The sequence below is a fragment of the Pseudoalteromonas carrageenovora IAM 12662 genome (assembly GCF_900239935.1).
In the GTDB taxonomy this organism is placed as follows: Bacteria; Pseudomonadota; Gammaproteobacteria; order Enterobacterales; family Alteromonadaceae; genus Pseudoalteromonas; species Pseudoalteromonas carrageenovora.
The window spans coordinates 3082280-3104764 of the sequence record NZ_LT965928.1 but is presented as its reverse complement, the minus strand read 5'-3'; the positions used below and the strand labels follow the sequence as shown (position 1 = coordinate 3104764).

The 22485-nt window shown below is 39.5% G+C and carries 21 protein-coding genes; 7 read left to right on the top strand and 14 right to left on the bottom strand.

Going from position 1 to position 22485, the window contains the following annotated elements; all coding sequences use genetic code 11:
- The first annotated feature begins 66 nt into the window (after window positions 1–66).
- Window positions 67–312 (top strand): DUF1289 domain-containing protein, encoded by a 246-nt coding sequence (locus ALFOR1_RS14120; RefSeq protein WP_104643329.1) that lies wholly within the window; start codon window positions 67–69, stop codon window positions 310–312.
- Here ALFOR1_RS14120 and ALFOR1_RS14115 read toward each other — a convergent pair.
- Window positions 309–1007, bottom strand: a complete 699-nt coding sequence (locus tag ALFOR1_RS14115) for a type 2 periplasmic-binding domain-containing protein (protein ID WP_104643328.1) — start codon at window positions 1005–1007, stop codon at window positions 309–311. The genes ALFOR1_RS14120 and ALFOR1_RS14115 overlap by 4 nt on opposite strands.
- A 118-nt stretch (window positions 1008–1125) precedes the next feature.
- Between ALFOR1_RS14115 and ALFOR1_RS14110 the strand changes: the two genes are divergently transcribed.
- The 3 genes from ALFOR1_RS14110 to ALFOR1_RS14100 all read left to right on the top strand — a co-directional run bounded on the left by ALFOR1_RS14110 (window position 1126) and on the right by ALFOR1_RS14100 (window position 6328).
- Window positions 1126–1329 carry a DUF3283 family protein gene (locus tag ALFOR1_RS14110; RefSeq protein ID WP_002962585.1) on the top strand — a complete coding sequence of 68 codons (204 nt, stop codon included), beginning with the start codon at window positions 1126–1128 and terminating at the stop codon, window positions 1327–1329.
- 62 nt (window positions 1330–1391) lie between these two features.
- Complete coding sequence (locus ALFOR1_RS14105) at window positions 1392–1793, top strand: GNAT family N-acetyltransferase (RefSeq protein ID WP_104643327.1); 402 nt, start codon at window positions 1392–1394, stop codon at window positions 1791–1793.
- 26 nt (window positions 1794–1819) lie between these two features.
- The gene (locus ALFOR1_RS14100; RefSeq protein ID WP_104643326.1) at window positions 1820–6328 is read left to right on the top strand and encodes an EAL domain-containing protein; all 4509 of its coding nucleotides are present in this window, start codon (window positions 1820–1822) and stop codon (window positions 6326–6328) included.
- Between the two features lie 24 nt (window positions 6329–6352).
- Here the strand turns inward: ALFOR1_RS14100 and ALFOR1_RS14095 are convergent, their stop codons facing one another.
- On the bottom strand, window positions 6353–7306 hold the full coding sequence (locus ALFOR1_RS14095) for an ion transporter (RefSeq protein ID WP_104643325.1): 954 nt from the start codon (window positions 7304–7306) through the stop codon (window positions 6353–6355).
- Window positions 7306–9975, bottom strand: a complete 2670-nt coding sequence (locus ALFOR1_RS14090) for a bifunctional acetate--CoA ligase family protein/GNAT family N-acetyltransferase (RefSeq protein ID WP_104643324.1) — start codon at window positions 9973–9975, stop codon at window positions 7306–7308. The genes ALFOR1_RS14095 and ALFOR1_RS14090 overlap by 1 nt, the downstream gene beginning before the upstream one ends.
- 114 nt (window positions 9976–10089) lie before the next feature.
- Here ALFOR1_RS14090 and ALFOR1_RS14085 point away from each other — a divergent pair, with 114 nt between their 5' ends.
- Window positions 10090–10806: an SIMPL domain-containing protein gene (locus tag ALFOR1_RS14085; RefSeq protein ID WP_058549455.1), complete on the top strand. Its 717-nt coding sequence runs from the start codon at window positions 10090–10092 to the stop codon at window positions 10804–10806.
- Here ALFOR1_RS14085 and ALFOR1_RS14080 read toward each other — a convergent pair.
- The 8 genes from ALFOR1_RS14080 to ALFOR1_RS14045 form a co-directional block, all read right to left on the bottom strand.
- On the bottom strand, window positions 10803–11471 hold the full coding sequence (locus ALFOR1_RS14080; RefSeq protein WP_104643323.1) for a hypothetical protein: 669 nt from the start codon (window positions 11469–11471) through the stop codon (window positions 10803–10805). The two genes, ALFOR1_RS14085 and ALFOR1_RS14080, sit on opposite strands and share 4 nt — an antisense overlap.
- A 93-nt stretch (window positions 11472–11564) precedes the next feature.
- Window positions 11565–13400: a DUF885 domain-containing protein gene (locus ALFOR1_RS14075; protein WP_104643322.1), complete on the bottom strand. Its 1836-nt coding sequence runs from the start codon at window positions 13398–13400 to the stop codon at window positions 11565–11567.
- Window positions 13401–13487: 87 nt separating this feature from the next.
- On the bottom strand, window positions 13488–14624 hold the full coding sequence (hemW, locus tag ALFOR1_RS14070) for a radical SAM family heme chaperone HemW (protein ID WP_104643321.1): 1137 nt from the start codon (window positions 14622–14624) through the stop codon (window positions 13488–13490).
- On the bottom strand, window positions 14621–15220 hold the full coding sequence (locus ALFOR1_RS14065) for an XTP/dITP diphosphatase (RefSeq protein ID WP_104643320.1): 600 nt from the start codon (window positions 15218–15220) through the stop codon (window positions 14621–14623). Before ALFOR1_RS14065 ends, hemW begins: the two co-directional genes overlap by 4 nt.
- 4 nt (window positions 15221–15224) lie before the next feature.
- Entirely contained in the window at window positions 15225–15668 is a 444-nt protein-coding gene (locus tag ALFOR1_RS14060; RefSeq protein ID WP_104643319.1) for a DUF4426 domain-containing protein, read from the bottom strand.
- Between the two features lie 56 nt (window positions 15669–15724).
- The gene (locus ALFOR1_RS14055; RefSeq protein WP_104643318.1) at window positions 15725–16258 is read right to left on the bottom strand and encodes a YggT family protein; all 534 of its coding nucleotides are present in this window, start codon (window positions 16256–16258) and stop codon (window positions 15725–15727) included.
- A gap of 26 nt (window positions 16259–16284) precedes the next feature.
- Entirely contained in the window at window positions 16285–17106 is an 822-nt protein-coding gene (proC, locus tag ALFOR1_RS14050; RefSeq protein WP_104643317.1) for a pyrroline-5-carboxylate reductase, read from the bottom strand.
- Between the two features lie 17 nt (window positions 17107–17123).
- Window positions 17124–17837 carry a YggS family pyridoxal phosphate-dependent enzyme gene (locus ALFOR1_RS14045; protein ID WP_104643316.1) on the bottom strand — a complete coding sequence of 238 codons (714 nt, stop codon included), beginning with the start codon at window positions 17835–17837 and terminating at the stop codon, window positions 17124–17126.
- A 2-nt stretch (window positions 17838–17839) separates the two neighbouring features.
- Between ALFOR1_RS14045 and ALFOR1_RS14040 the strand changes: the two genes are divergently transcribed.
- The gene (locus ALFOR1_RS14040) at window positions 17840–18880 is read left to right on the top strand and encodes a type IV pilus twitching motility protein PilT (protein ID WP_058549464.1); all 1041 of its coding nucleotides are present in this window, start codon (window positions 17840–17842) and stop codon (window positions 18878–18880) included.
- 9 nt (window positions 18881–18889) lie between these two features.
- Window positions 18890–20023 carry a PilT/PilU family type 4a pilus ATPase gene (locus tag ALFOR1_RS14035; protein ID WP_104643315.1) on the top strand — a complete coding sequence of 378 codons (1134 nt, stop codon included), beginning with the start codon at window positions 18890–18892 and terminating at the stop codon, window positions 20021–20023.
- Between the two features lie 96 nt (window positions 20024–20119).
- Here the strand turns inward: ALFOR1_RS14035 and ruvX are convergent, their stop codons facing one another.
- From ruvX to gshB, 3 genes are all read right to left on the bottom strand, one after another.
- A complete protein-coding gene (gene ruvX, locus ALFOR1_RS14030; RefSeq protein WP_058549466.1) occupies window positions 20120–20569 on the bottom strand; it encodes a Holliday junction resolvase RuvX in 450 nt (149 codons plus the stop codon).
- Window positions 20570–20815: 246 nt separating this feature from the next.
- Window positions 20816–21373, bottom strand: coding sequence for a YqgE/AlgH family protein (locus ALFOR1_RS14025; RefSeq protein ID WP_058549467.1), 558 nt, complete (start codon window positions 21371–21373; stop codon window positions 20816–20818).
- 123 nt (window positions 21374–21496) lie between these two features.
- On the bottom strand, window positions 21497–22447 hold the full coding sequence (gshB, locus tag ALFOR1_RS14020) for a glutathione synthase (protein ID WP_104643314.1): 951 nt from the start codon (window positions 22445–22447) through the stop codon (window positions 21497–21499).
- Window positions 22448–22485: the final 38 nt, after the last annotated feature.

The following is a 22485-nucleotide window of genomic DNA, read 5'->3' as shown; positions in this document are numbered from 1 at the left end:
TGCTGCTTTTTTTTTGTGCAAAAATAACGCTATACTAAGTACCTCTTATTTAACGGTGCGAATGCCATGCAACAAATTGAAATATTTGATATTCCAAGCCCTTGCAAAAGCATTTGCTTAGTAAATAACAGGGGATATTGTAAGGGGTGTTATCGAAGTCGTGATGAGCGCTTTGCATGGAACACACTTACTAATGCCCAAAAAAAGAAGGTGCTTAGTTTGTGTCAGCAGCGTTATAAACGCTATTTGCAGAAAAAGCAGCAAGCTGCAGCTCGAAACACACAGGCTGAGCAGCAAGGGTTCGACTTTTAAAAGTTTAATCCGTATTTGGCTTTAAGTGCGTAAACAGTGCCGTTATTAGTTAAATTAATTAGCGATTTTTCGAGCTTATCTACCAAGTTTTTATTATTTTTATTTAAGTAATGATAAAGCGGGTAAGTGGTTAGTACTTCTTTTTCGAAGCAGCTTTTTGGTTTAACCGCAGAGTTATTTTCAGGCAGAAAGTCAACCATCAAAGCACTTTGAACCTTTTGCTGAGCAAGTAAGTTTAGTTGTGTGCTTATACTTTTTACTTTAATGATAGAGCCTGCAAATTTAGTGCTCGCTAAATAGCGCTCTTGAACAGGGTAAGCATCAACAATAGCAATGCTCTCAAGTTGTTCTAATTTATTGGGTAGGCATGTTTTATAAAGAATTAAGTCGAATTTAAATAGCTCGTAGTTAACCCTAACTAAATTTTTGTAATCTTGTTCAACGCTTATATCTCTTCCTAATTGGCCATCTAATACGCCATTATTTGCCGCTAACAAAGCATTCTTACGGCTAAAATCGATTATATGTATTTTAAAGCCAATATCGGCGTACGCTAATTTTAATAGTTCTAATGCATAATCGGCTTGAGGAGTACTTTGTGGGCGGTTGAAGGTCAGACTATATTGATGGCTAAAGCAAGAAGCGCTAAAAAATAAATTTACCAATAATAACAAGGCACTAAAACATCTGTTCATTATCAGTTCCAATAACTACAGAAATAAATAAAATAAGACGCGTATAATAGCAAGCTGATTACCGCTTGCCCAGTTTAGTGGGTGAGCTATCAATTTAATATATGAATAAGGAAGTATTGTGAGTTTTAATCTATGCCTATTACCACGTGAAGAAAAATACCAAATTCAGCTCGATTACGAAGCGTCTTTTTGGGCTTATCAAATTAAGCGAAATAAAAAAACACGTGAGCAAGTATACAATACTATTCATAGCCGCCCGATGGCAGAGCAAATGGTACTAAAGCAAAAGTTTGAGCAGTACTTAGCATTAATGCTTAGCTAGAGAATAATAGATTTAAATGATTTTATTTTAGTTAATCTCTTAATGAGAGTTTAGGTTAAGCAATGTATAGCGTTTATGTGCTCGATGAGTTAAAAACCCCACTCGTTAATAAGTTTTATAAAAAATATAACGTAAGAGGGCGAGCAAACAAACAAGATAAGCTCTGGGTTAATTACTATAATAATGAAATAGTCGCGGCATGTAGGTTACAAAACAAGGCTGATTTTTTGTTTTTATCTACCGTTTATGTCGCTCCAAAGCACCGCGGTAAAGGTGTGGCTAAGCAATTAATATCTGCTCTTATAAAACAGCAGAATAAAGTAATTTATACCTTCGCATATAAAAACGTAGCCGATTTATATTGTGCTATTGGATTTAACCAGGTGTTAACATATACTCTTGCTTTACAAGTACTTTTTGATACTTACAAGCACCGAAATATTATCGCCCTAGAGTACCCATAGTAATAAAATAATAATATGGAATAAGCATGAGCAAATGCGTTAATGGGATCATTAGTTGCTTTATAGTTTTAATAACTATTTTAAGTTGCCAAGTTGGCGCACAAGTAAAACGTTTATCTCCTAGCGAAGGTTTATCACAAAGCTACGTAAATACGATGCTCATTGATAATAACGGTTATCTTTGGCTTTCTACAGAGGCTGGGCTTAATCGTTACGATGGCTATCAAGTTATTCCAATTAATGGCCCTAATGGCGAATTAGAAGAAGCCATAATTGACCGTATTTACCAAGACCCCCAAGGCCACATTTGGATAGCCTCCTTACTAGCGGGCTTATTTAGATACGATCCCGTTACCGACTCTTACCAACAATTTTTAGAAAAACCCACCAGTGAAGAAGAGATAATCAATCAGTCTGTTTTTAGCATGATTGCAGTTGATAAAAAAACGCTTTGGATTGGCCGGGGGCGAGATTTTGCAAAGCTTGATATAGCTACGGGTAAAATTACCACTATTTTTGAGCTTCCTGAAAAATTTAAAAACACCTTAGTAAGAAAACTATTTGCCTATAATGGCTACATATTTATAGGCACAAGCCATGGTGCTTATGTATTTGATATTGCTACAGAGCAAGTTAGGCCTCTACAGCATCTTAGAGGTGAGGCTGAGCACATATATCAAAATAACGTAAAGTCGTTTGCACTAGGTGAAAACAATCAGCTATTAGTGGGTGCTGTACAAGGCTTATATGAAGTTGATATTAGTAACTTATCAAAAATGTTTGAACGCCCTGACTTACCGTTTAAAAATAAAGTACTACTTACTGATTTAAATGTTTGGGCGATTACTAACGAGCACGGAAAATTAGATTTAGCTACCGATAAAGGTTTGTTTAAGTTTGATTTAACCTCCGGCGAAATGGTTAAAAATACCCGTATTACACAAAGCAAATACACCCTTGCAGATACCAGTATTATTGATATGGCAAAAGATAAATCGGGCGGTACATGGGTTGCTACTAAAACAGATGGTGCCTTTTATTTATCACACGATAGTTATCACTTTAATAATGTTGATGGCAGTTTGCTTGGTGGCGATGGATTATCGCATCACTCTATTTGGGGAATTACAGAATATAAAGGCAAGCTTTGGCTTGCTACTCATAACGGCATAACCGAGGTTGATTTAAAAACCAATATTGGTAAAGCCTATTTAAAAGATTACAAAGTAGACTTACTCACCACCGAGTTTACTGTATATGAAATAACACCGTATAAAGATAATTTATGGCTTTATACAAACCGTGGGTTATTTATTTTTGACCCAGTAACACATCAAGTTACTCAGCCTAAAACCCACAACTCTGCTAACCAAGCGTTTATTACTGGCCGGGTGCATGGTGTTACTTTAATGCCAAATGGCGACTTATACTTTGTACATTCAGATCATGGGGTATTTATTTACAATATAGATACGCAAATTGTTACTCGCTTAGGTGGGCAGCTTGCGCAGTTTGAGCCTTTTTTAGCACATGGCTTTTTACCTGCCTTAAGCAATAAACCTGACTCGCCACTGTTTTTTAATGCAGGCATTTTATACCAAGTAAACCCAAACAATTTAACACTTAAAATGATTTATAAAGTACCAAAACAGCATGAAAATGTTGCTATTAGTGTGCTTTCTTACTTAATTGATAATAACAATATTTTATGGATATCATTGTCTAACTTTGGCTTAATTGGGCTTGATGCATCAACTTATCAGCTAGTGCATACCATTGATTTAGAAAAAAATAAATTAGGTACACTGCTTTACGATATGGTGCTTGATGACGATGGCATGATTTGGATGAGTAGCCATAAAGGCATTTGGCGTCTAAATCCTGAAACACTTCATTTTCAACAGTTTAGTACATCTGAAGGGTTGCTCTCAGCTGAATTCAACAGTAATGCTATGGCTGAGCTTAAAGATGGCCGTATTGCATATGGCAGCTTAAAAGGGTTTACCTACTTTCACCCAATGGAAAATCAAAGTTATCAGTCGCTTATTGATCATGTAAACATTACCCGGGTTGATTTAATGTCGCGAGACTTATCGCTTGATTTAAAACAACCACTTAATGAAATTGTTCTCAATCATGATGATATAGGGCTTGAAGTTGCGTTCTCGGCAATGGCATTTAGTAACCAAGAACGAATTATTTATGAATACCAACTCGATAACGGTCAAAAAACATATACGCGTAATAATAATCGAGTGTTGTTTCCAAAATTAAATCCGGGGAATTATCAATTAAAAGTATGGGCAAAAGATCCATTTACCGGTGAATATACATCACCCGCTATTTTAAAAATAAAAGTAAAGTATCCACTTTGGCGAGCACCCTATTTTATGGTGCTTTATGCCATGTTATTTATTGGCATAGTTGCCGTGTGGGTTATGCGTCGTAATAAAGTGCAGCGAATTTTATTAGCTGCAAACAAAGAAAGTAAAGAAAGCGAAGCCCGCTTAAAGCTTGCGCTTGAAGGCAGTGAATCCGGTGTTTGGGATTGGGAGTCAAGTAGTCCAAGTATTTATCAGCCGCGCTTAGTAAGCGAGCTGGGTTACGAAAATGAAACCGTTAGCCTAGATGAGTATTTATCTAAAATACACCCGCAAGATAAGCAGCTATTTCGCTTAGAATGGCTTGAGTTTTTATCAACCGAAAAAGGTTACTTTAACTGCACTTACCGTTTACGCCATGCTAAAGGCTATTGGCGCTGGTACAAAGACTTTGGCAAAGTAGTTGAATGGGATGATAAAACGCCGTTAAAAGTGGCGGGCACGTATACCAATATGACCCGTGAAATGGTGTTTGAAGAACACGCTTTGTTGTTTACCGCAGCGTTTGAGCAAACACGAGATTGGGTGTTTATTCTGGATAAAAATTTAAATATTCGTGCTTCAAATAAGTCACTGCAAACGGCCTTTAATTTTTCTGCTGAGTCTTTATCAAGCCGAGCACTAAATTTAGGAATATCACGTAGTAACCGCTTTGACTATTTACGCATAATGCAAAAACTATCGGTAGGTGAGCACTTTTCGTGTGAAGACAGTGTTGTTTTAGCAAGTGGCGAATCACGCCATGTACTAGTAAAAATAAGTGCTGTAGCCGATAGCGAACAGCGCCTTAATAGCTATGTAATTATTTTAACTGATATTAATGCGCAAAAATCAGCCGAAAATGAACTGCATTTACTCGCTAACTACGATGGACTTACGGGCTTACCTAATAGAACCTTATTTAACGATAGGGTTGAGCATGCATTAGAGCAAGCTGAGCTGCATAAGTGTAAAGCGGCTTTATTACATATTAATATAAAACGTTTTAAATACTTTAATGACTCATTAGGGCATGAAGCAGCCGATGAGCTTATAAAAGAAGTGGCTGAGCGCTTAAAGAGTGCTCTACGCCCATCAGACAGTGTTGCTCGCTTTGGTGGCGATGAATTTGTAGTGCTGGTAGAGGATATTCATCAAATCGAAGAAGTGCTTATTATGTGCACTAAATTGATGGACTGCGTAAAACAAAATATTTCAATTAACGATCAGGTAGTTAATGTTAACTTAAGTATTGGCGTTGCTATATCTCCTGATGATGCCCAGCAGGGGCCGGCGCTTTTAAAAGCTGCAAGCATAGCGCTGTATCATGCTAAAGACTCTTTAGAAGGGCGCTATCAGTTTTATAAGCAGGAGATGAATCAGCATGTTCAAAAAGCGCTGCATCTTGAGTCACAGTTAACTAAAGCATATCAAGAAGAAGAATTTTGTAACTATTACCAACCTATTATTAATGCTAAAAGCCAAAAAACAGAGGGCTTTGAAGTACTTCTCCGTTGGCCTGAAAACAAACTAGTACAAACTCAAGAGTTTTCGGTTGCGGCAGAAGGGATCGGTTTAATTACAAAAATTATGCTGCAAACTTTTACTCGTGCATTGCAAGAGTTAAAAGAATGGCGAAAGGCCTCTCCTCATTTGTACCTTTCTATTAATTTATCGGCGCTCGATTTTGAATTTGAAGATTTAGTTCCTGAGATCAGAAATGCACTTAATCATGCTCAGGTATCATCAGAAGCCATTGTTTTTGAAATAACCGAGTCTGTACTTATGCGCGACTCGCATCAAGCTCTACAAAGCATGGAACAACTCAAAAAGCTAGGTTGCAGGCTTTACATGGATGACTTTGGAACAGGGTATGCCTCACTCACTTATTTAAAACGTTTTCCTATTGATGTATTAAAAATTGATAGAAGCTTTGTAGAAGATATAGGAGTTGATTCTGATGATGAGGCAATTATTCAGTCAACCCTTGCGCTGGCGCATAGCTTAGGAAAAGAGTGTGTAGCAGAGGGTGTAGAAAGCTTACATCAACTTCGCTTTTTAAAGGCCAGAGGATGTAAGCATTTTCAAGGTTATTTATTTTCGAAGCCTGTGCCTAACAAAGAAGTGTTAGGGCTTATTAATCGCGACTGGAGCGATATATTTAATCAACAATAGTATCTTAAACAAAGTGCCCTTAATTTAAGGGCGCTTGCCGCAGTGACGACAATAAATATGGCTATTGCGCTCATTTAGTTGTGTTTTTATGGCCTTATTTGCCTCAAGCTTACTTAATCCCAACTTATAGCGTAGCTCTTCTAAGTGAGCGTGTTGCGCTTTGTTGAGCGTGCCATCATGAATTTGTTCATGGACTGCGTCTTCAAAAAACTGGCGTCGTTTACGTATTTGCTCTGAAAAACTAGATGCGAGTAAACCTGTTGGGATAGCTACCATTCCCATGCTAAGTAATGTGATCACCCCGCCAAAAAATTTACCCAATGAGGTTATAGGGACTACATCGCCATAGCCTACAGTGGTAAGTGTAGCCATTGCCCACCACATAGCCGCGGGAATAGATCCAAATTTATCGGGTTGAATATCATGCTCAATTAAATAAATACCGCAAGAGGCTAAGATAAGCACAACCGCCATAATAAAAAATGCTGCAAGTAATGAACTGCCTTCATCTATAAACGCTTGTAACAGCAGCTGCATAGCACGAGAGTAGCGAGTAAGCTTAAACACTCTTAGTAGCCTAAGTACGCGTAAAAAACGTAAATCGAGCGGAAATAAAAACATCAGTAAGCTAGGCAAAATAGCAATCAGATCAATTAGCGCCAGGGGAGATAAAAAATAACTTAGCCTGCGTTTTGTATTAGTGCCATTAATGGCAGCATACTTTGTTTTATCTACACATGCCCATAGCCTTGCTATATATTCAATAGCAAAAATAGCCACTGAGACAATTTCTAAAATTAAAAATTCATCATAATATTTAAGCGCTACGTTCGGAATTGATTCAATAACGATGGCTATAACATTAATCATTATTAAGCTAATGAGGGTAATGTCTAATAGGTGCCCTGCACGGTGATATTGCCCCGTCCCCTCAAATAGGCAGGCCATTTTTTGTCTTAAGGTTTGCGGACTATTCATTAGTTAAGTTTAAGCACCATGTTAATACTGCCTTCTTCAAAGTCGCGGCTTATTTTAAAGCCCAGCTTGCGCGCTAGCTCAATCATGCCTGTGTTTTCAGGCAATGTGATCCCCTCTACTGTCTCAACGCCTTGGCGCTTACAATGATTAATTGCCGCTGTCATAAGAATGGTGCCAAGGCCTAAACCTTGATAATCAGAGCGCACTACAGTTGCAAATTCAGCATGTAAATTATCAGGGTCCATAATAACTCTTGCTACACCAAGCGTACGGGTTTTGCCTTCAAAGCGCTGGCAAACAATAAATGCCATTTCACGGTCGTAATCAATTTGGGTCATTTTAGCGAGCTGATCGTGATTAAACTGAGGAAGTTCACCAAAAAATCGTTTGTAACGATCTTCCTTATTTAAAGATTGATCAAACTCTTGGTGGGCTTTTTCATCTTCTGGTTTTATAGGCCTGAGAGTTGCTTGGGTGTTGTTTTTAAGAGTCACCACTTCGACAAGCTCAATAGGGTAAGGGCGAATAGATAAGCGCTTACGATTGCTTTGCGCTTGGTATTTATTAAGCGTCATAGTGGCATCAAGTACTAAAAACTGCCCGTTACTGGCAAGTATTGGATTTAACTCCATAGAGCTAATATCAGGCTGATCTATCACTAATTGCGAAATACGAGTGAGTAGGGCGCAAAGTCGATATTTATCGACTTTTTCGGGCAATATACGTTCTTTTAGTACCCCTTTATCATGTGCTGCTGCAATTAAATATTTAGCTAGGTTCATGTTAAGTGGTGGAAGTGCAACAGCAGCTTGTGCGTACTCCAGGCCGTTCCCGGCTTCGCCAAGTAAAATAACGGGCCCAAAATTAGGCTCTGTTTTAATGGCTATTCTAAGCTCATTTGCGCCTGCGCGTGGCGCCATTTTTTGCAGCGAAAACCCTTCAATCACCGCATCTGGGTACGTATTTTTAATACGGATTAGCATTGCAAACGCGGTTTGCTCCACTTCATTTGCATCGTTAAGGTTAAGGACTACACCACCCACTTCCGATTTTGAAGCAATACTTGGGCTAATTAGTTTTAGTGCCACAGGAAAGCCAAGTTCAATGGCTTGCTCTCTTGCTTCTGTAGGGGTGTAAGCGACCTCTGTTTGAATACATTCAACACCATAGTGGCTCAATACTTGGCTGGCTTGATGGGTCGGTAAATAGCTTTGATCATCTGTTAAAAACTCAGTAATGAGTGTTTTAGCTGCTACTTTATTTATTTTTGCATCATCTGTGTTCGACTCTGGCGTTTGCGTTAAGTGTTTTTGATTTCGGCGATAGCTAACTAAATGCATAAATGCACCTACAGCACCTTCAGGTGTGCGGTAAGTTGGTATAGCGCTATTAGAGCATACCTTTCTAGCGGCGTAGGAGGCATCTTCTCCCATAAAATTAGTGATCACATAAGGGCGCGCCATTTTAGGAATCGTTTGTAGAGTTTGCACTATTATATCGGCGTAATCTTCACTCGGTGCCAGTGCTGATGGAGTGTGAATTATCAATAAATTTTTAACTTCTTTTGCGCGCAATAAAATATCAAGAGCTTGCTTGTAACGAGCCGGAGCTGAGTCACCAAATATATCAACAGGGTTTGATGTGGTGTCTGATTGTGGGATCACTTTATTGAGTGCTGCGCGGGTTTCATCGCTTAATTGGGTTAACTTGCCAGAGTTTAATATAAGCTCATCAACTGCCATAACGCCTGGGCCGCCACCATTGGTTAAAATTGTAAGTTGCTCTACTTTTAATAATTTTGGGTGCATAGCAAGCGTTTGTGTAGCGGCAAATAGCTCACGTAAATCTTTTACGCGAAGCATACCCGCACGCTGAAATAGTGCATCGTAAACAGCATCTGAACTTTGCTTACCACCGGTGTGAATTTCAGCGGCGAGTGCTCCGGCACTGGTTTTTCCGGTTTTTATAGCAATAACGGGTTTACTAAAAGCAGCAGCTCTCGCTGCAGATATAAACCCGCGAATATCTTCAATATTATCTATGTACAATAAAATGGCTTTGGTTTTAGCGTCGCGGCCTAAAAAGTCGAGCAGTTCATCAAAGTCTATATCTAGGCAATCACCCACCGAGACAAAATACGAAAAGCCGATTTCTTTGTTTTTTGCCCAATCTAAAATGGTCGAACACACTGCAGCTGATTGCGATACAAAAGCAAGTTTACCCGGGCTTGCAACAGTGTGAGAAAAACTTGCGTTTAAGCCAATATGGGGGATAAGTAAGCCTAAACAGTTTGGTCCAAGCAGCGTAACGTTGTGTGCTTGGGCTGATTCTTTTAATGCTGCTTTTAGCTCATTTGAAAGGCCATCGGCAATGACTATGGCGCTTTTACAACCAAGCTTACCTAACTGTTCAATGATACTTAGTAGAGTGTTTTTGTTGGTACAAATAACAGCAAGATCAGGTACTTTAGGCAATTCAGCTATGCTTGGGTAGGCAAGTACACCATGTACCGCTGTATGGCTTGGCGTAACTGGCATTATTGGCCCATTAAAGCCACCCCGTAACAAATTGCGCATTACTACAAAGCCTGCACGAGTTGACACGTTTGAGGCGCCAATAACCGCCACCGACGAGGGGTTAAAAAACTGGCTAATACGTTTTAGGCTCATAGCGGATCCTTGGCTGATTATATTTTGCGTTATTTATACTCACAATGTACCCTGTTTAGTGTGTTATTTCGAGCGTCTAGGTGCTTATTATTGATATCAATCAAGGAGGTGAACGTGAACAAAACACCCGGTTTTTATATTGTTATAGCAGCAATTTGTTTAAGTATAGGCTTAGTTAGCTTTGGTTTTATTTTAAAAGGAACAGCACTTGACGTAAAAGCGATGGAACGCAGCGTACAAGTTAAAGGATTAGCTGAGCGAGAAGTAAGCGCAGATACCGTAATTTGGCCTTTGCAGTTTAGTGATGCCGACAACAATCTCGAAAAGTTAGTTAGTAGGGTTGAGCAAAAAAATGATGCGGTTATCGCTTTTTTAAAGCTACATGGCTTTGATGATGACGAAATAAGCACAGGGAGTCAGTCAATTATTGATAAGCAAGCCCGCGAATACGCTAACGAAAATCAAAAATTTAGGTATTTAGTACGCTCTAATATTATTGTGTATTCAAGTGCTCCCGATAAAGTACAAAATGCACTGAGTAAAGTAAGTCAATTAGCAAAGCAAAATATTGCAGTCGTACAAGACAGTTACGAAACCAAGGTGGAGTATATATTTACTACTCTTAACGATATAAAACCTGCCATGGTGCAAGAGGCCACAGAGAAAGCCCGAGAAGTGGCGAATAAGTTTGCTAAAGACTCAAATTCAAAACTTGGTAAAATTAAAACGGCGCGACAAGGCCAATTTAGTATTACTAACCGTGACTCAAACACACCTCATATTAAAAAGGTGAGAGTAGTAACAAGCGTAGAATATTACTTAAGTGACTAAATTGCTTTGATTAAATGTGCAATTTGCGCGGTTGAACGCTGCAGGTAAGCTGCACTGAGTAAAATGCTGGTTTCGTTGATGTTTGCCCCTTTTAATATGCTTGCCAGTTGTTGCTTAGCCAATGGGTTTTGTTTTTGTTCTATTTCCATAAGGGCTAGCAGCGCTGAAAATTCATGCTTAACTGGGGTGTTAGGTTTATTTGCATATGCAATATAACAAGCAACGGGCGTGAGGCCGCGTGCATTGGTTTGTGCAAGGGCTTTGACTAAATCATCGTTAGATTCAAATAACACTAAAGAGCGCACGTAGTTAAAAGCCAGCTTTTGAGCATGGGCGTGCTTAAATACATTATGTAGCACATTATTACCTTGGGTATCTTGTGCTAAAAAGCCTTTGTTCTCTTTTAATGCCGGTGTAAAAAACGTTAATGCATCAGTAGTCGTTAATTGGTTTATAAAAGGCGCTGGTGGTGTGTTGGTGGTTAAAATACGTGTAGCCATGTTTTGCATAAAGTCGTATTTAATATCCATACGCAAAGCGGTTTCACAAAGGTGATTAAGCTGTAATGTTTGCTGGGCAGGACTTAACTGTTTAAAGTCGCTATCAAGTTCATCTAGCTGATGCTTAGCAATTCGCGCATTAAGTAACTGTATGCTTAAATCCATTCTATCACTCTACCTCTCAACGTTTTATTACTATAAGACAAAAAAGGTCGCATAAGCGACCTTTCATATTTAAACAGTTGCTTTCAATTGGTTTTAAGCTTTTTTGCTTGCTACCCATTCGTTCACAAAGTTCTCTAGTACGTTAAGTGGTACAGGTCCATTTTTAAGTACTACATCGTGGAACTGGCGAATATCAAACTTATCACCAAGTTGCTTTTTAGCATCTTCACGCAGTTCTAAAATCTTAAGCATACCTACTTTGTAAGCTGTTGCTTGCGATGGCATTACAATGTGACGCTCAACCATTTTAACACCGTCTGATGTTGCATTAGGCGTGTTATTTACGTAGTAATCAATACCCTCTTGGCGAGTCCACTTCATTGCGTGAATACCGGTATCAACCACTAGGCGACATGCGCGCCATAATTCCATTGAAAGGCGACCAAAATCTGAGTAAGGGTCTGAGTACATACCCATTTCTTTAGGAATGAACTCTGAGTATAAGCCCCAACCTTCAATGTATGCCGTATAGCCGCCAAACTTACGGAACTTAGGTGCACCTTCAAGCTCTTGCGAGATAGCAATTTGCATGTGGTGACCCGGAATACCCTCATGGTACGCTAATGCTTCCATTTGATACGTTGGCATCGCTTCCATGTCGTAAAGGTTCGCGTAGTAAATACCAGGGCGTGAGCCATCTGGCGCAGGTTGTTGGTAAAATGCTTTACCTGCTGCTTTTTCACGAAATGCTTCAACGGCTTTAACTTTAAGGTCTGCTTTTGGCTTAACAATAAACAGCTCGTCTAAACGGGTTTTCATGGTATCAATTAGGCCAGTTGCCTCATCTAAATAACGCTGTTTACCTTGTGCGTCATTGGCATAATAAAATTGTTTATCAGTTTTCATAAACTGCATAAACGCTTTTAAATCACCTTTAAAGCCCACTTTATCTTTAATTTCACGCATTTCGTCATGAATACGCTCAACTTCAGCAAGACCAATGGCATGAATCTCTTTAGCCGTTAAATCGGTTGTTGTAGTGCGTTTAAGGGCGTTGTTATAAAACGCTTCACCATCTGGCAATTTCCACGCGCCATCACGGTTATCAGCGCGTTTCTCTAGCTGTGCTAGGTAATTAATTAGCTTAGAGTAAGAAGGCTTAACTGCTGATTTTAGTGCATCAGTTGCATCGCTAATTAAGGCATCTTTTTCATCTTGGCTAACTTCAAGCGCGCTTACTTTACGTTTAAAGTCGGCTAAAAGCGTAGAGTCTTCACCTTTTTCAAACGGCGCACCATGGATGATGTTTTTGCTTGAATCAATAACATGTGGGAACACAAATTTAGGGGCAATAATACCTTTATCAGCACGCGTTTCTAAATCAGTAATTAGTTGATCAAATACTGTAGGTACACCGTTTAAACGTGCAATGTAGTCTTTTGCTTCTTTAACGTTACTAATTGAATGTTGGTTAATTAAAAATGCAGGCACCATAGAGTGAGTACCAAACATTTGGTTAACTGGGTAGTTATGGTAACGCCATTTAAAATCAGCAATTGAGCTTTCTAAGTCTTGTTTTTTTAAGTCGTAACTTACTTTTGTTGCATCATCAAGTAGGTCGCGGTTAATTGCTTTTAGCTCAACTAAATCAGCTTTAGTTTGTGCTAAATCTTTTAATTTTTGCTCTTCGCTGCCGTCATCCCATTTGTCGTAATCTTTTTTAATGCCCATGTAAGTTTGGTACACAGGGCTGCTCATTACGTCGCGGTTAAAGGTATCTTCAAAAAACGCATTGGCTTTGTCTATTTCACTTTGTTGTGATTGAACATTTTGTGCTTTTGCAACCGGTGCGGCCTGTTGAGTTGTTTGCTGGCAACCAGCAATAAGTGCAACGCTCACAGCAGCTGCAATAAAGGTAAGTTTACGCATTGTTTTCCCTTTGTTGTTAGAAACCCATTAGGGTGTATTATATTTATTTGCTTGTATTTTTATGTTTATCGCGCGTGGTTAAAACCACTACACGAACAATTCTAGCAGGTCATTTAAAAAACGATGACCTTTAACGCTTACTTGCCAGTGGCCGTTTTCTTGTATTAACAATCCTGCGTTTATAGCTTTTGTTAAAGCCGCTTGCTGGCTTTGTAGCGGCTGACTAGTCAACGAACTGAAATCTTCAATTGGGCAAGGCTCGACTAAGCGAAAACGATTCATAAAAAACTCAAAGGCTAAATCGTCTTGCTCTACTTCCCAACGTTTGTACATATATGGCTTAATTAAATCCATATAACCGCGAGGGTGTTTAACCTTTTCGGTGCGTGTTATTACACCCGTTTTTGCATCAGTAACTTTACCATGAGCACCACAACCAATACCGAGATAATCGCCAAAACGCCAATAATTCAAGTTATGTTGGCATTGATAACCGGGCTTTGCATATCCTGATATTTCGTATTGAATGTAACCAGCTTGAGCAAGTAACGCTTGGCCTTGCTCTTGAATGTCCCATAGGGTTTCATCTTGCGGCAGAGTAGGTGGTTTTGAAGCAAACTGTGTATTTGGCTCAATAGTGAGTTGGTACCACGATATATGCGGCGGATTTAAAGCAATAATGTGTTTTAAATCACTCAGTGCATCTTCCAGACTTTGCCCCGGTAAACCATGCATTAAATCAAGATTGAAGCTATTTAGCCCAGCGTGTTTAGCTTGCTCAGCGGCATAGTTTGCTTCATCGGCACCATGAATACGGCCAAGCGCTTTTAGCTTGTCGTTTTGCATGCTTTGTACACCAATAGAAATACGGTTAATACCGGCTTTTACATACTCTTTAAAGCGATTCGTCTCTACAGTGCCGGGGTTTGCCTCAAGGGTTATTTCGCAGTTATCGCTAAGGCCAATTAGGCTATCAACTTCTTTAAGTAAACGAATGTAAGCACCGCCGGTTAATAAGCTTGGCGTGCCACCACCAATAAAAATACTGTGTATTTTACGCCCTTGCACTAAATGTAAATCAGCTTTTAAATCGTCTATTAAATGTTGAATGTATTCAGCTTCAGGTATGTCGCCTTTTTGCCCATGGCTATTAAAGTCGCAGTAAGGGCATTTTTGCACGCACCAAGGTACGTGCACATATAAGCTAAGTGGTGGAAGGTTCACAGGCCGCCTTTGTTTTGAAGCTCTAGTAGTAATTTTTTAAGTGCTTGGCCACGATGGCTCACTGCATTTTTTTGCTCTTTGGTGAGCTCTGCACTGGTACAGTTTTGCTCAGCAACAAAAAATACTGGGTCGTAACCAAAACCACCTTCGCCATTTTGAGTTTGTGTAATTTCGCCTTCCCAGCTTGCGCTGCAAATAAGTGGGGTCGAGTCATCTGCGTGGCGCATTAATACCAGTACACACCAAAAGCGGGCTTTACGGTTTGGATTGCTACCTAAGTCATTAAGTAGTTTATCTATGTTGTCTTGATCGCTCGCGCTCTCACCTGCAAAGCGAGCAGAGTAAACGCCCGGCGCGCCATTTAAGCCATCTACTTCTAGGCCTGAATCATCAGCTATGGCTGGCATACCTGTAATTTTTGCCGCATGGCGGGCTTTTATAATGGCGTTTTCTACAAAGGTGGTGCCGGTTTCGGCTACTTCACTTACGTTAAAGTCACTTTGTGGCACAACGTTAATATTAAGTGGGCTTAGCATATTTGCCAGCTCATTTACTTTGCCAGGGTTACCTGTAGCAAGTACTAAATTTTTGGTCATGTTGTTAATCTACGTAAAATTTTTGCTGAAATTGTAATTTTTGAAACTGGTTACTTTGTTGTATTTCAATTTCAAAGCGTAAAATTTCTTCGTTGGTGTAATTTACTTGAGCAAGATAATAAATTGAGTCACCTTCTTTTACTTCTTTAAAAGTTAAGGTTTGTTTATTACCCAGTAAGTTTTTGGCTGTGCCAGTTAACGTGGCTGTTTGTGCTGTTTTATCGGCATCATTTTTTAATATAGAAATGTTTACAACCCCTTTGTAGCCACTGCGCTCAAGGTTGTACGCTGTAGCTATTTTGGGCTGAATAAACGTAGAAGGAAAGGCAATGTAATGTACTTGCCAAGGGCCAAGCTCTTTGTACTGAGCACCTTGCATTTCTTCACTTTGTGCATTAAATACGAAGGCTAAACAAGCAATAAAACAAAACTTAATTAAACGATTCATTATGGTGTCCTATATAAAAAAGAGGCCATAAGGCCTCTTTACTTAAAATTGAGTGCTTACGCTAAAAAGTCCATAAACAGCATTTGTAAAAACTGAATACCAATAATAAGTACTAATACTGATAAATCTAAACCACCCATTGGCGGAAGAATTTTACGAATGGGTTTAAGCATTGGCTCAGTAAGTTGATGAAAAACCGCTTCAATAGGGTTATAGCCTTGGCTTACCCAGCTTAAAATAGCGCGGATAATTAACACCCAAAATACTAAGTTTAAACCTTCTTTTAATACAGTTATTAATGCTTGGATAAACACCGGCTGCGGTGCCCATGCTCCATAAATAACAAGCATTAGGGTACTAATTTTAGCTACGGCTACAAGGTATGCCAGCAACAATGACGCTAAATCGAGCCCGCCAAATCCAGGTATAATTTTACGTAGCGGTTTAACGGCAAACGACGTTGCTTTAACTACAAATTGGCTCATCGGGTTGTAAAAGTCGGCTTTTGCCCACTGTAGCCAAAAACGCAGTAGCACCACCATTAAAAATAAATCAAACAGGGTACTGATCAAAAATTGCATGGCATTCATAATGTAACCTTCAATAAAAAGTAATTTTAAAGTTCTTTTTCCATTTGCTCTGCGCGGGCAATACATGCATCCATCGCGTCGCTAACAGTTTGTGTTAAGCCTTCGCCTTTTAAATGCTCAACTGCGGCATGTGTAGTACCGCCTTTAGATGTTACATTTGAGCGCAATTGCGAAATAGTAATATCTGGTTGGCTAAGTGCCATTTCTGCAGCGCCAAGCGCTGTTTGTTGTACTAAGCGACGGGCATCTTCATCGTTAAAGCCAAGTGCTTTAGCTTTTTCTTCAATGGCTTCCATAAATAAGAAAAAGTAAGCAGGAGATGAGCCTGTCACAGCAATAATATCGTTAATTTGCGACTCTTGCTCAACCCATACTGCAATACCAGTACATTCAAATACTTGTTGTACAAACTCGTGTTCATCGGCTGTTTCGTTTGCACCAAATAAACCCGATACACCACGGCCAAGCAGCGATGGGGTATTTGGCATACAACGTACCATTTTAACGTCTTGGCCTAGCATTTCACGTAAACGCTTAACGGTTAAACCTGCGGCAACCGATATAAATAATTTATCACTAAAGTCTACGCCTGATTCTTGAAACGATTTACATAAATCGCCCATCATTTGAGGCTTAACAGATAATACAATGACATCAGCATCGCGTAGGGCTTCGTTATTGTCACTGGTGGTTTTCACCTTGAAATCGTCTGCTACCTTTGCAAGCTTTTCTTGGTTGCGGTTTGTAGCAATGATGTTGTTTGCGTTAAAACCGTTTTTTACCATGCCACCAATAATGGCATAGCTCATGTTACCTGTGCCTATAAATGCGATTGTTTTATCTGACATATGTCTGTTATCACCTTTTAAGTTCGAGTTCCAAAAATATCTGTGCCGATCCTCACCATGGTTGAACCTGCACTTATGGCAGCTTCAACATCTCCACTCATACCCATCGACAACGTATCTATATGAGGATATTGGGCCTTTAGTTTATCAAAGCAAGTTTGTAATTGCTCAAAAGATTGAATTTGCTCAGCAGGATCGTCACTTTTAGCCGGAATTGCCATTAAACCACGCAAAGTTAACTGCTCACACTGGCTAATAAATTCTGCAAGTTCAGGTATTTGATCAACGCTACAGCCCGACTTAGCCTCTTCTGTACTTATATTTACTTGAATAAGCACATTTAAAGGGGGGAAATCAGCAAGGCGTTGTGTGTTTAGTCGTTTTGCTATTTTTATGCGATCAACACTTTGCACCCAGTCAAAATGCTGTGCAACAAGCGCGCTTTTATTTGATTGAATAGGGCCAATAAAGTGCCACGTGATGTCGCTTAATGCACTTAATTGAGCTATTTTATCTACAGCCTCTTGAACATAAGACTCGCCAAATTGGCGTTGGCCATGCTCGTAAGCTGCAGCTATATCTGTACTAGGTTTTGTTTTTGAAACAGCGAGTAAAGTTATTTCGCTGCTATTTCGTTGTGCATTTTTTGCCGCATTTGCAATTCTAGCGTAGGCGGATGTGAGTCGTTCTGCTATTGTAACCATATATTTATCAGTTAGTTGTGGAGTCATAAATGGATATTACCGAATTATTGGCGTTTAGTGTGCAACACAAAGCATCCGATTTACATTTATCGTCGGGTGTTTCACCTATGATACGCGTAGATGGTGATGTTCGCCGTATTAATATACCAGCACTTGAAGACAAAGACGTAAACAGTCTGGTTTACGACATTATGAACGATAATCAGCGTAAGGACTACGAACAAAATCTTGAAGTGGATTTTTCGTTTGAAGTACCTAACCTTGCACGCTTTCGTGTGAACGCATTTAACTCTAATCGCGGACCTGCAGCAGTGTTTCGTACCATCCCAAGTGAGGTGCTAACACTTGATGATTTAGGCGCTCCTGATATCTTTAAAACAATTTCAGATACTCCTCGAGGGCTTGTACTGGTTACAGGGCCTACGGGTTCAGGTAAATCAACAACGCTTGCAGCTATGGTCGATTACATAAATCAAAACAAGCATCACCATATTCTGACTATAGAAGACCCTATCGAATTTGTTCACGACAATAAACTAAGCCTTATTAATCAACGTGAAGTGCACCGCGATACTCATAGCTTTTCAAATGCCCTTAGAAGTGCACTGCGTGAAGACCCTGATGTAATTTTGGTTGGTGAGCTTCGTGATTTAGAAACAATCCGCTTAGCAATGACTGCTGCCGAAACTGGCCACTTAGTGTTTGGCACGCTTCATACAACCTCAGCGCCAAAAACTATTGACCGTATTATTGATGTGTTCCCAGGTGAAGAAAAGGCGATGGTACGCTCAATGCTCTCTGAGTCATTACGTGCGGTAATTTCGCAAACGTTACTTAAAAAAATTGGTGGCGGGCGAATAGCCGCTCACGAAATTATGATTGGTGTACCCGCAATTCGTAACTTAATCCGTGAAGATAAAATTGCGCAAATGTATTCATCAATTCAAACAGGTGCATCGCACGGTATGCAAACAATGGATCAATGTTTAACAAATTTAGTAAACCACGGGCTGGTTACAAATAAAGCCGCGCAAGAAAAAGCGCAAGATAAAACACAGTTTGGCGGTTAAGGAATCATCATGAATTTATCTTTAAACCACTTTTTACTCATTATGATTGAGAAAAAAGGCTCTGATTTATTTGTATCGAGTCAATTGCCCGTTAGCGCCAAAATTAATGGTGAGTTAATCGCACTAAGTGACGATAAACTTACCGACGAACAAGCTTTAGAGCTTGTTGAGTCAGCAATGAGCGAAAAGCAAAAAAATGAGTTTCATACCACCAAAGAGTGTAACTTTGCGATAGCAACAGACGAAGGGCGTTTTCGTATATCTGCTTTTTGGCAGCGTGATAGAGCTGGTATGGTTATTCGTCGTATTGTGACGCAAATACCTGACGTTAGTGAGCTTGGACTACCTTCTACACTAACTGATGTAATTATGTCGAAGCGTGGCTTAGTGCTATTTGTTGGTGGTACAGGTACTGGTAAATCAACATCATTAGCTGCACTTATTGGCTATAGAAACCGTAACCAACGCGGTCATATACTCACGATTGAAGATCCGATTGAATTTGTACATGAGCATCGTAAGAGCATAATAACTCAGCGTGAAGTAGGGCTTGATACCGAAAGTTTTGAATCGGCGCTTAAAAGCTCGTTGCGACAAGCTCCCGATGTAATATTAATTGGTGAAATACGTTCGCAAGAAACCATGGAGTATGCGCTTAGTTTTGCTGAAACCGGTCATTTATGTGTTGCTACATTGCACGCTAACAATGCAAACCAAGCGATTGACCGTATTATGCATTTAGTACCAAAAGAAAAACACGACAAGCTTAAGTACGACTTAGCACTTAATTTACGCGCTATAGTTGCTCAGCAGCTTGTACCTACCTCAGATGGTGAAAGTCGCGTTGCCGCTATAGAGATTTTACTTAATTCACCTATGGTGGCCGAGTTAATCAAAAGCGGCGACATTGGCGGCATTAAAGAGGCAATGGCTAAATCTAAAGAAATGGGCATGCAAACCTTCGACCAAGCTTTATTTGAGCTTTATAGGCAGCAGCGTATTAATTACGCCGATGCACTACATCATGCTGATTCGCCAAATGATCTACGCTTAATGATTAAGCTACGTAATAACGAGCAGCAAGGCGCAGGCTTTTTGCAAGGCGTTACTATTGATGGCCTTGATGAAAAAGATAAAAGCTAATGACTAATAGTTACAAAAAAAGCGCCAATTGGCGCTTTTTATTTGCTTATTAATCCACGCAAATACTTAATTAAGTGAATTGGTATAAAATCGTTCTTATTCGCCGTAGCTGGCTTCAAAAAAGCTTTCTAAAATAATAACCGCAGACATATTATCTACATTACCTTTGCCTAAGTTTTTATAGCCGCCGTGTTCAAACAAGCGCGCTTTTGCATCGGCTGTTGTTAAGCGCTCATCTTGTGTTTGCACAGGAATGCCATAATGGTTATGCAGTCTATTAGCAAACTTCTTAGCTTTAAATGTTACCTCTTGAGAGGTGCCATCCATATTAAGAGGTAAACCTACCACCATTAAATCTGGTTGCCACTCTTTAACTTGTACAGCGATATGGTCCCAATTAGGAATACCGTCTTGTGCTTTTACAGCTTTAAGGCTTGATGCGCTGCCTGTAAGCTCTTGACCAATAGCTATCCCAATACTTTTAGTGCCAAAGTCAAAGCCCATTACAGTGCGTTCACCTTGCGGTTTAAGCGTTTTTTTTGTCATGTGTTTCCTGTTTTAGGTTTTATTTTGGCCTGTGTGTCTTACAAGGTTAAATTTTTAGTAAATATTTGGTATTTAGGTAAGGTACAGCCTATGTAGTGAGGTTGCTCATCATAAATGGGTAATAACGTAGAGTAAATGCCAAATATGTGCTTCTCGAAGCTTAAAAATATTTAAATCTAAAAGCTCAAAAAACCCTAATTCCATGAGCTAAGTTATTAATAATTAACTCATGGAAATAAGGTGGTTTTATGCGTGGCCTGCTTCTGGGCTAAGTTGGCTAATATCAAAGCCCAACATAGACACTGCTTTTTCCCAGCGCTTTTCAACAGGTGTATCAAAAATGATCTTTGGATCTGCTTTAATGATCAACCAACTGTTATCCAAAAGCTCTTGCTCAAGTTGTCCTTGCTCCCAGCCCGAATAACCCAGCGTAATAATGAATTGATCAGGTGCGTGAACGGTGGTTAAACTTGCCAGAACATCTTTAGATGTGGTGATCATGATATCGCTGCTAAGCTTTTGACTCGCAGAATATCCAGGTTTTGGAGAGTGCAAAACAAAACCTCGGTCGGTTTTAACCGGCCCACCCGCAAACACACTTACTTGAGCTGCATTTTGCGTTTTGTCGTTATCAATTTCTATTTTATCTAAAAGCTCACCAACAGTAACATTAATAGGTTGGTTTATTACCAAGCCCATAGCCCCATCTTCATTGTGCTCGCAAATATACGTAACGGCACGTTTAAAAAAAGGGTCTTGCATCGACGGCATAGCGATTAAAAAATGATTTTCTAATGATTGCATAGATTTCGCCCTTTAGTTAATGGATATTAGTTGAACTTTTAGTATGGCATAGTTCTATAAATTGAACATAAAAAGCGCATTAATTGTATGAAATTATTAAATTAATACGCTTTTAAATGGTATTTATTTTGTAAGTTTACGCTCAATGGCATCAAACAAAATACCGGTGATAGAAATATCATACGCGGCTTCAATTTCACGTACACATGTTGGTGCTGTTACATTTATTTCAGTTAATTTATCGCCAATAATATCTAAGCCTACAAATACTAAGCCTTTTTCTTTAAGCGTTGGCGCTATAGCTTGTGCTATTTTTAAATCGGACTCGCTAAGAGGGCGAGCTTCACCTCTACCGCCAGCTGCTAAGTTACCGCGTGTTTCGCCATTTTGAGGAATACGCGCTAAACAATACGGAATGACCTCGCCATCAACAACCAATACGCGCTTGTCGCCTTGTTTGATCTCTGGCACATAATTTTGCACCATCGCAAAGCGGCTGCCGTGTTCGGTTAGCGTTTCGCAAATTACACCAATGTTTGCATCGTCTTCTTTGATACGAAAAATTGATGCGCCACCCATACCATCAAGCGGCTTTAAAATAATGTCTTTATGCTCGGCTAAAAACTCACGAATTTGCTTTTGACTACGTGTTACTAGCGTGTCTGGCGTATGTTCGCTAAACCAAGCTGTAAATAGCTTTTCGTTAGCATCACGAAGACTTTGTGGCTTATTAATGATAAGCGTGCCTTCTTGCTCTGCACGTTCAAGTATATAGGTTGCGTAAATGTATTCAGTATCGAATGGTGGATCTTTACGCATTAAAATAACGTCTAGGTCAGCAAGAGCAATAGTGGCTTTTTCTTCTAGCTCATACCATTTTTCGGTGTTGTTAAATACTTGAGCTTTAGACGCCGTTGCATACGATTTACCTTTACGAAGAGCTAGGTCATCCATCTCCATGTAGTAAATTTCGTAGCCGCGCTCTTGCGCTTGCATCATCATTGCAAAACCGGTGTCTTTTTTAATGTTAAATCCGCTAATAGGATCTGAAATAATACCTAACTTAATTGCCATGCGCTGTGCCTTACTATAAATATTAATGTTTATATGAG

Bases quoted from the DNA above. Each gene is read 5' to 3' on its own strand.
- ALFOR1_RS14120 (WP_104643329.1), top strand. From the start codon at position 67: ATGCAACAAATTGAAATATTTGATATTCCAAGCCCTTGCAAAAGCATT.
- ALFOR1_RS14115 (WP_104643328.1), bottom strand. From the start codon at position 1,007: ATGAACAGATGTTTTAGTGCCTTGTTATTATTGGTAAATTTATTTTTT.
- ALFOR1_RS14105 (WP_104643327.1), top strand. From the start codon at position 1,392: ATGTATAGCGTTTATGTGCTCGATGAGTTAAAAACCCCACTCGTTAAT.
- ALFOR1_RS14100 (WP_104643326.1), top strand. From the start codon at position 1,820: ATGAGCAAATGCGTTAATGGGATCATTAGTTGCTTTATAGTTTTAATA.
- ALFOR1_RS14095 (WP_104643325.1), bottom strand. From the start codon at position 7,306: ATGAATAGTCCGCAAACCTTAAGACAAAAAATGGCCTGCCTATTTGAG.
- ALFOR1_RS14090 (WP_104643324.1), bottom strand. From the start codon at position 9,975: ATGAGCCTAAAACGTATTAGCCAGTTTTTTAACCCCTCGTCGGTGGCG.
- ALFOR1_RS14080 (WP_104643323.1), bottom strand. From the start codon at position 11,471: ATGGATTTAAGCATACAGTTACTTAATGCGCGAATTGCTAAGCATCAG.
- ALFOR1_RS14075 (WP_104643322.1), bottom strand. From the start codon at position 13,400: ATGCGTAAACTTACCTTTATTGCAGCTGCTGTGAGCGTTGCACTTATT.
- ALFOR1_RS14065 (WP_104643320.1), bottom strand. From the start codon at position 15,220: ATGACCAAAAATTTAGTACTTGCTACAGGTAACCCTGGCAAAGTAAAT.
- ALFOR1_RS14060 (WP_104643319.1), bottom strand. From the start codon at position 15,668: ATGAATCGTTTAATTAAGTTTTGTTTTATTGCTTGTTTAGCCTTCGTA.
- ALFOR1_RS14055 (WP_104643318.1), bottom strand. From the start codon at position 16,258: ATGAATGCCATGCAATTTTTGATCAGTACCCTGTTTGATTTATTTTTA.
- proC (WP_104643317.1), bottom strand. From the start codon at position 17,106: ATGTCAGATAAAACAATCGCATTTATAGGCACAGGTAACATGAGCTAT.
- ALFOR1_RS14045 (WP_104643316.1), bottom strand. From the start codon at position 17,837: ATGACTCCACAACTAACTGATAAATATATGGTTACAATAGCAGAACGA.
- ALFOR1_RS14040 (WP_058549464.1), top strand. From the start codon at position 17,840: ATGGATATTACCGAATTATTGGCGTTTAGTGTGCAACACAAAGCATCC.
- ALFOR1_RS14035 (WP_104643315.1), top strand. From the start codon at position 18,890: ATGAATTTATCTTTAAACCACTTTTTACTCATTATGATTGAGAAAAAA.
- ruvX (WP_058549466.1), bottom strand. From the start codon at position 20,569: ATGACAAAAAAAACGCTTAAACCGCAAGGTGAACGCACTGTAATGGGC.
- ALFOR1_RS14025 (WP_058549467.1), bottom strand. From the start codon at position 21,373: ATGCAATCATTAGAAAATCATTTTTTAATCGCTATGCCGTCGATGCAA.
- gshB (WP_104643314.1), bottom strand. From the start codon at position 22,447: ATGGCAATTAAGTTAGGTATTATTTCAGATCCTATTAGCGGATTTAAC.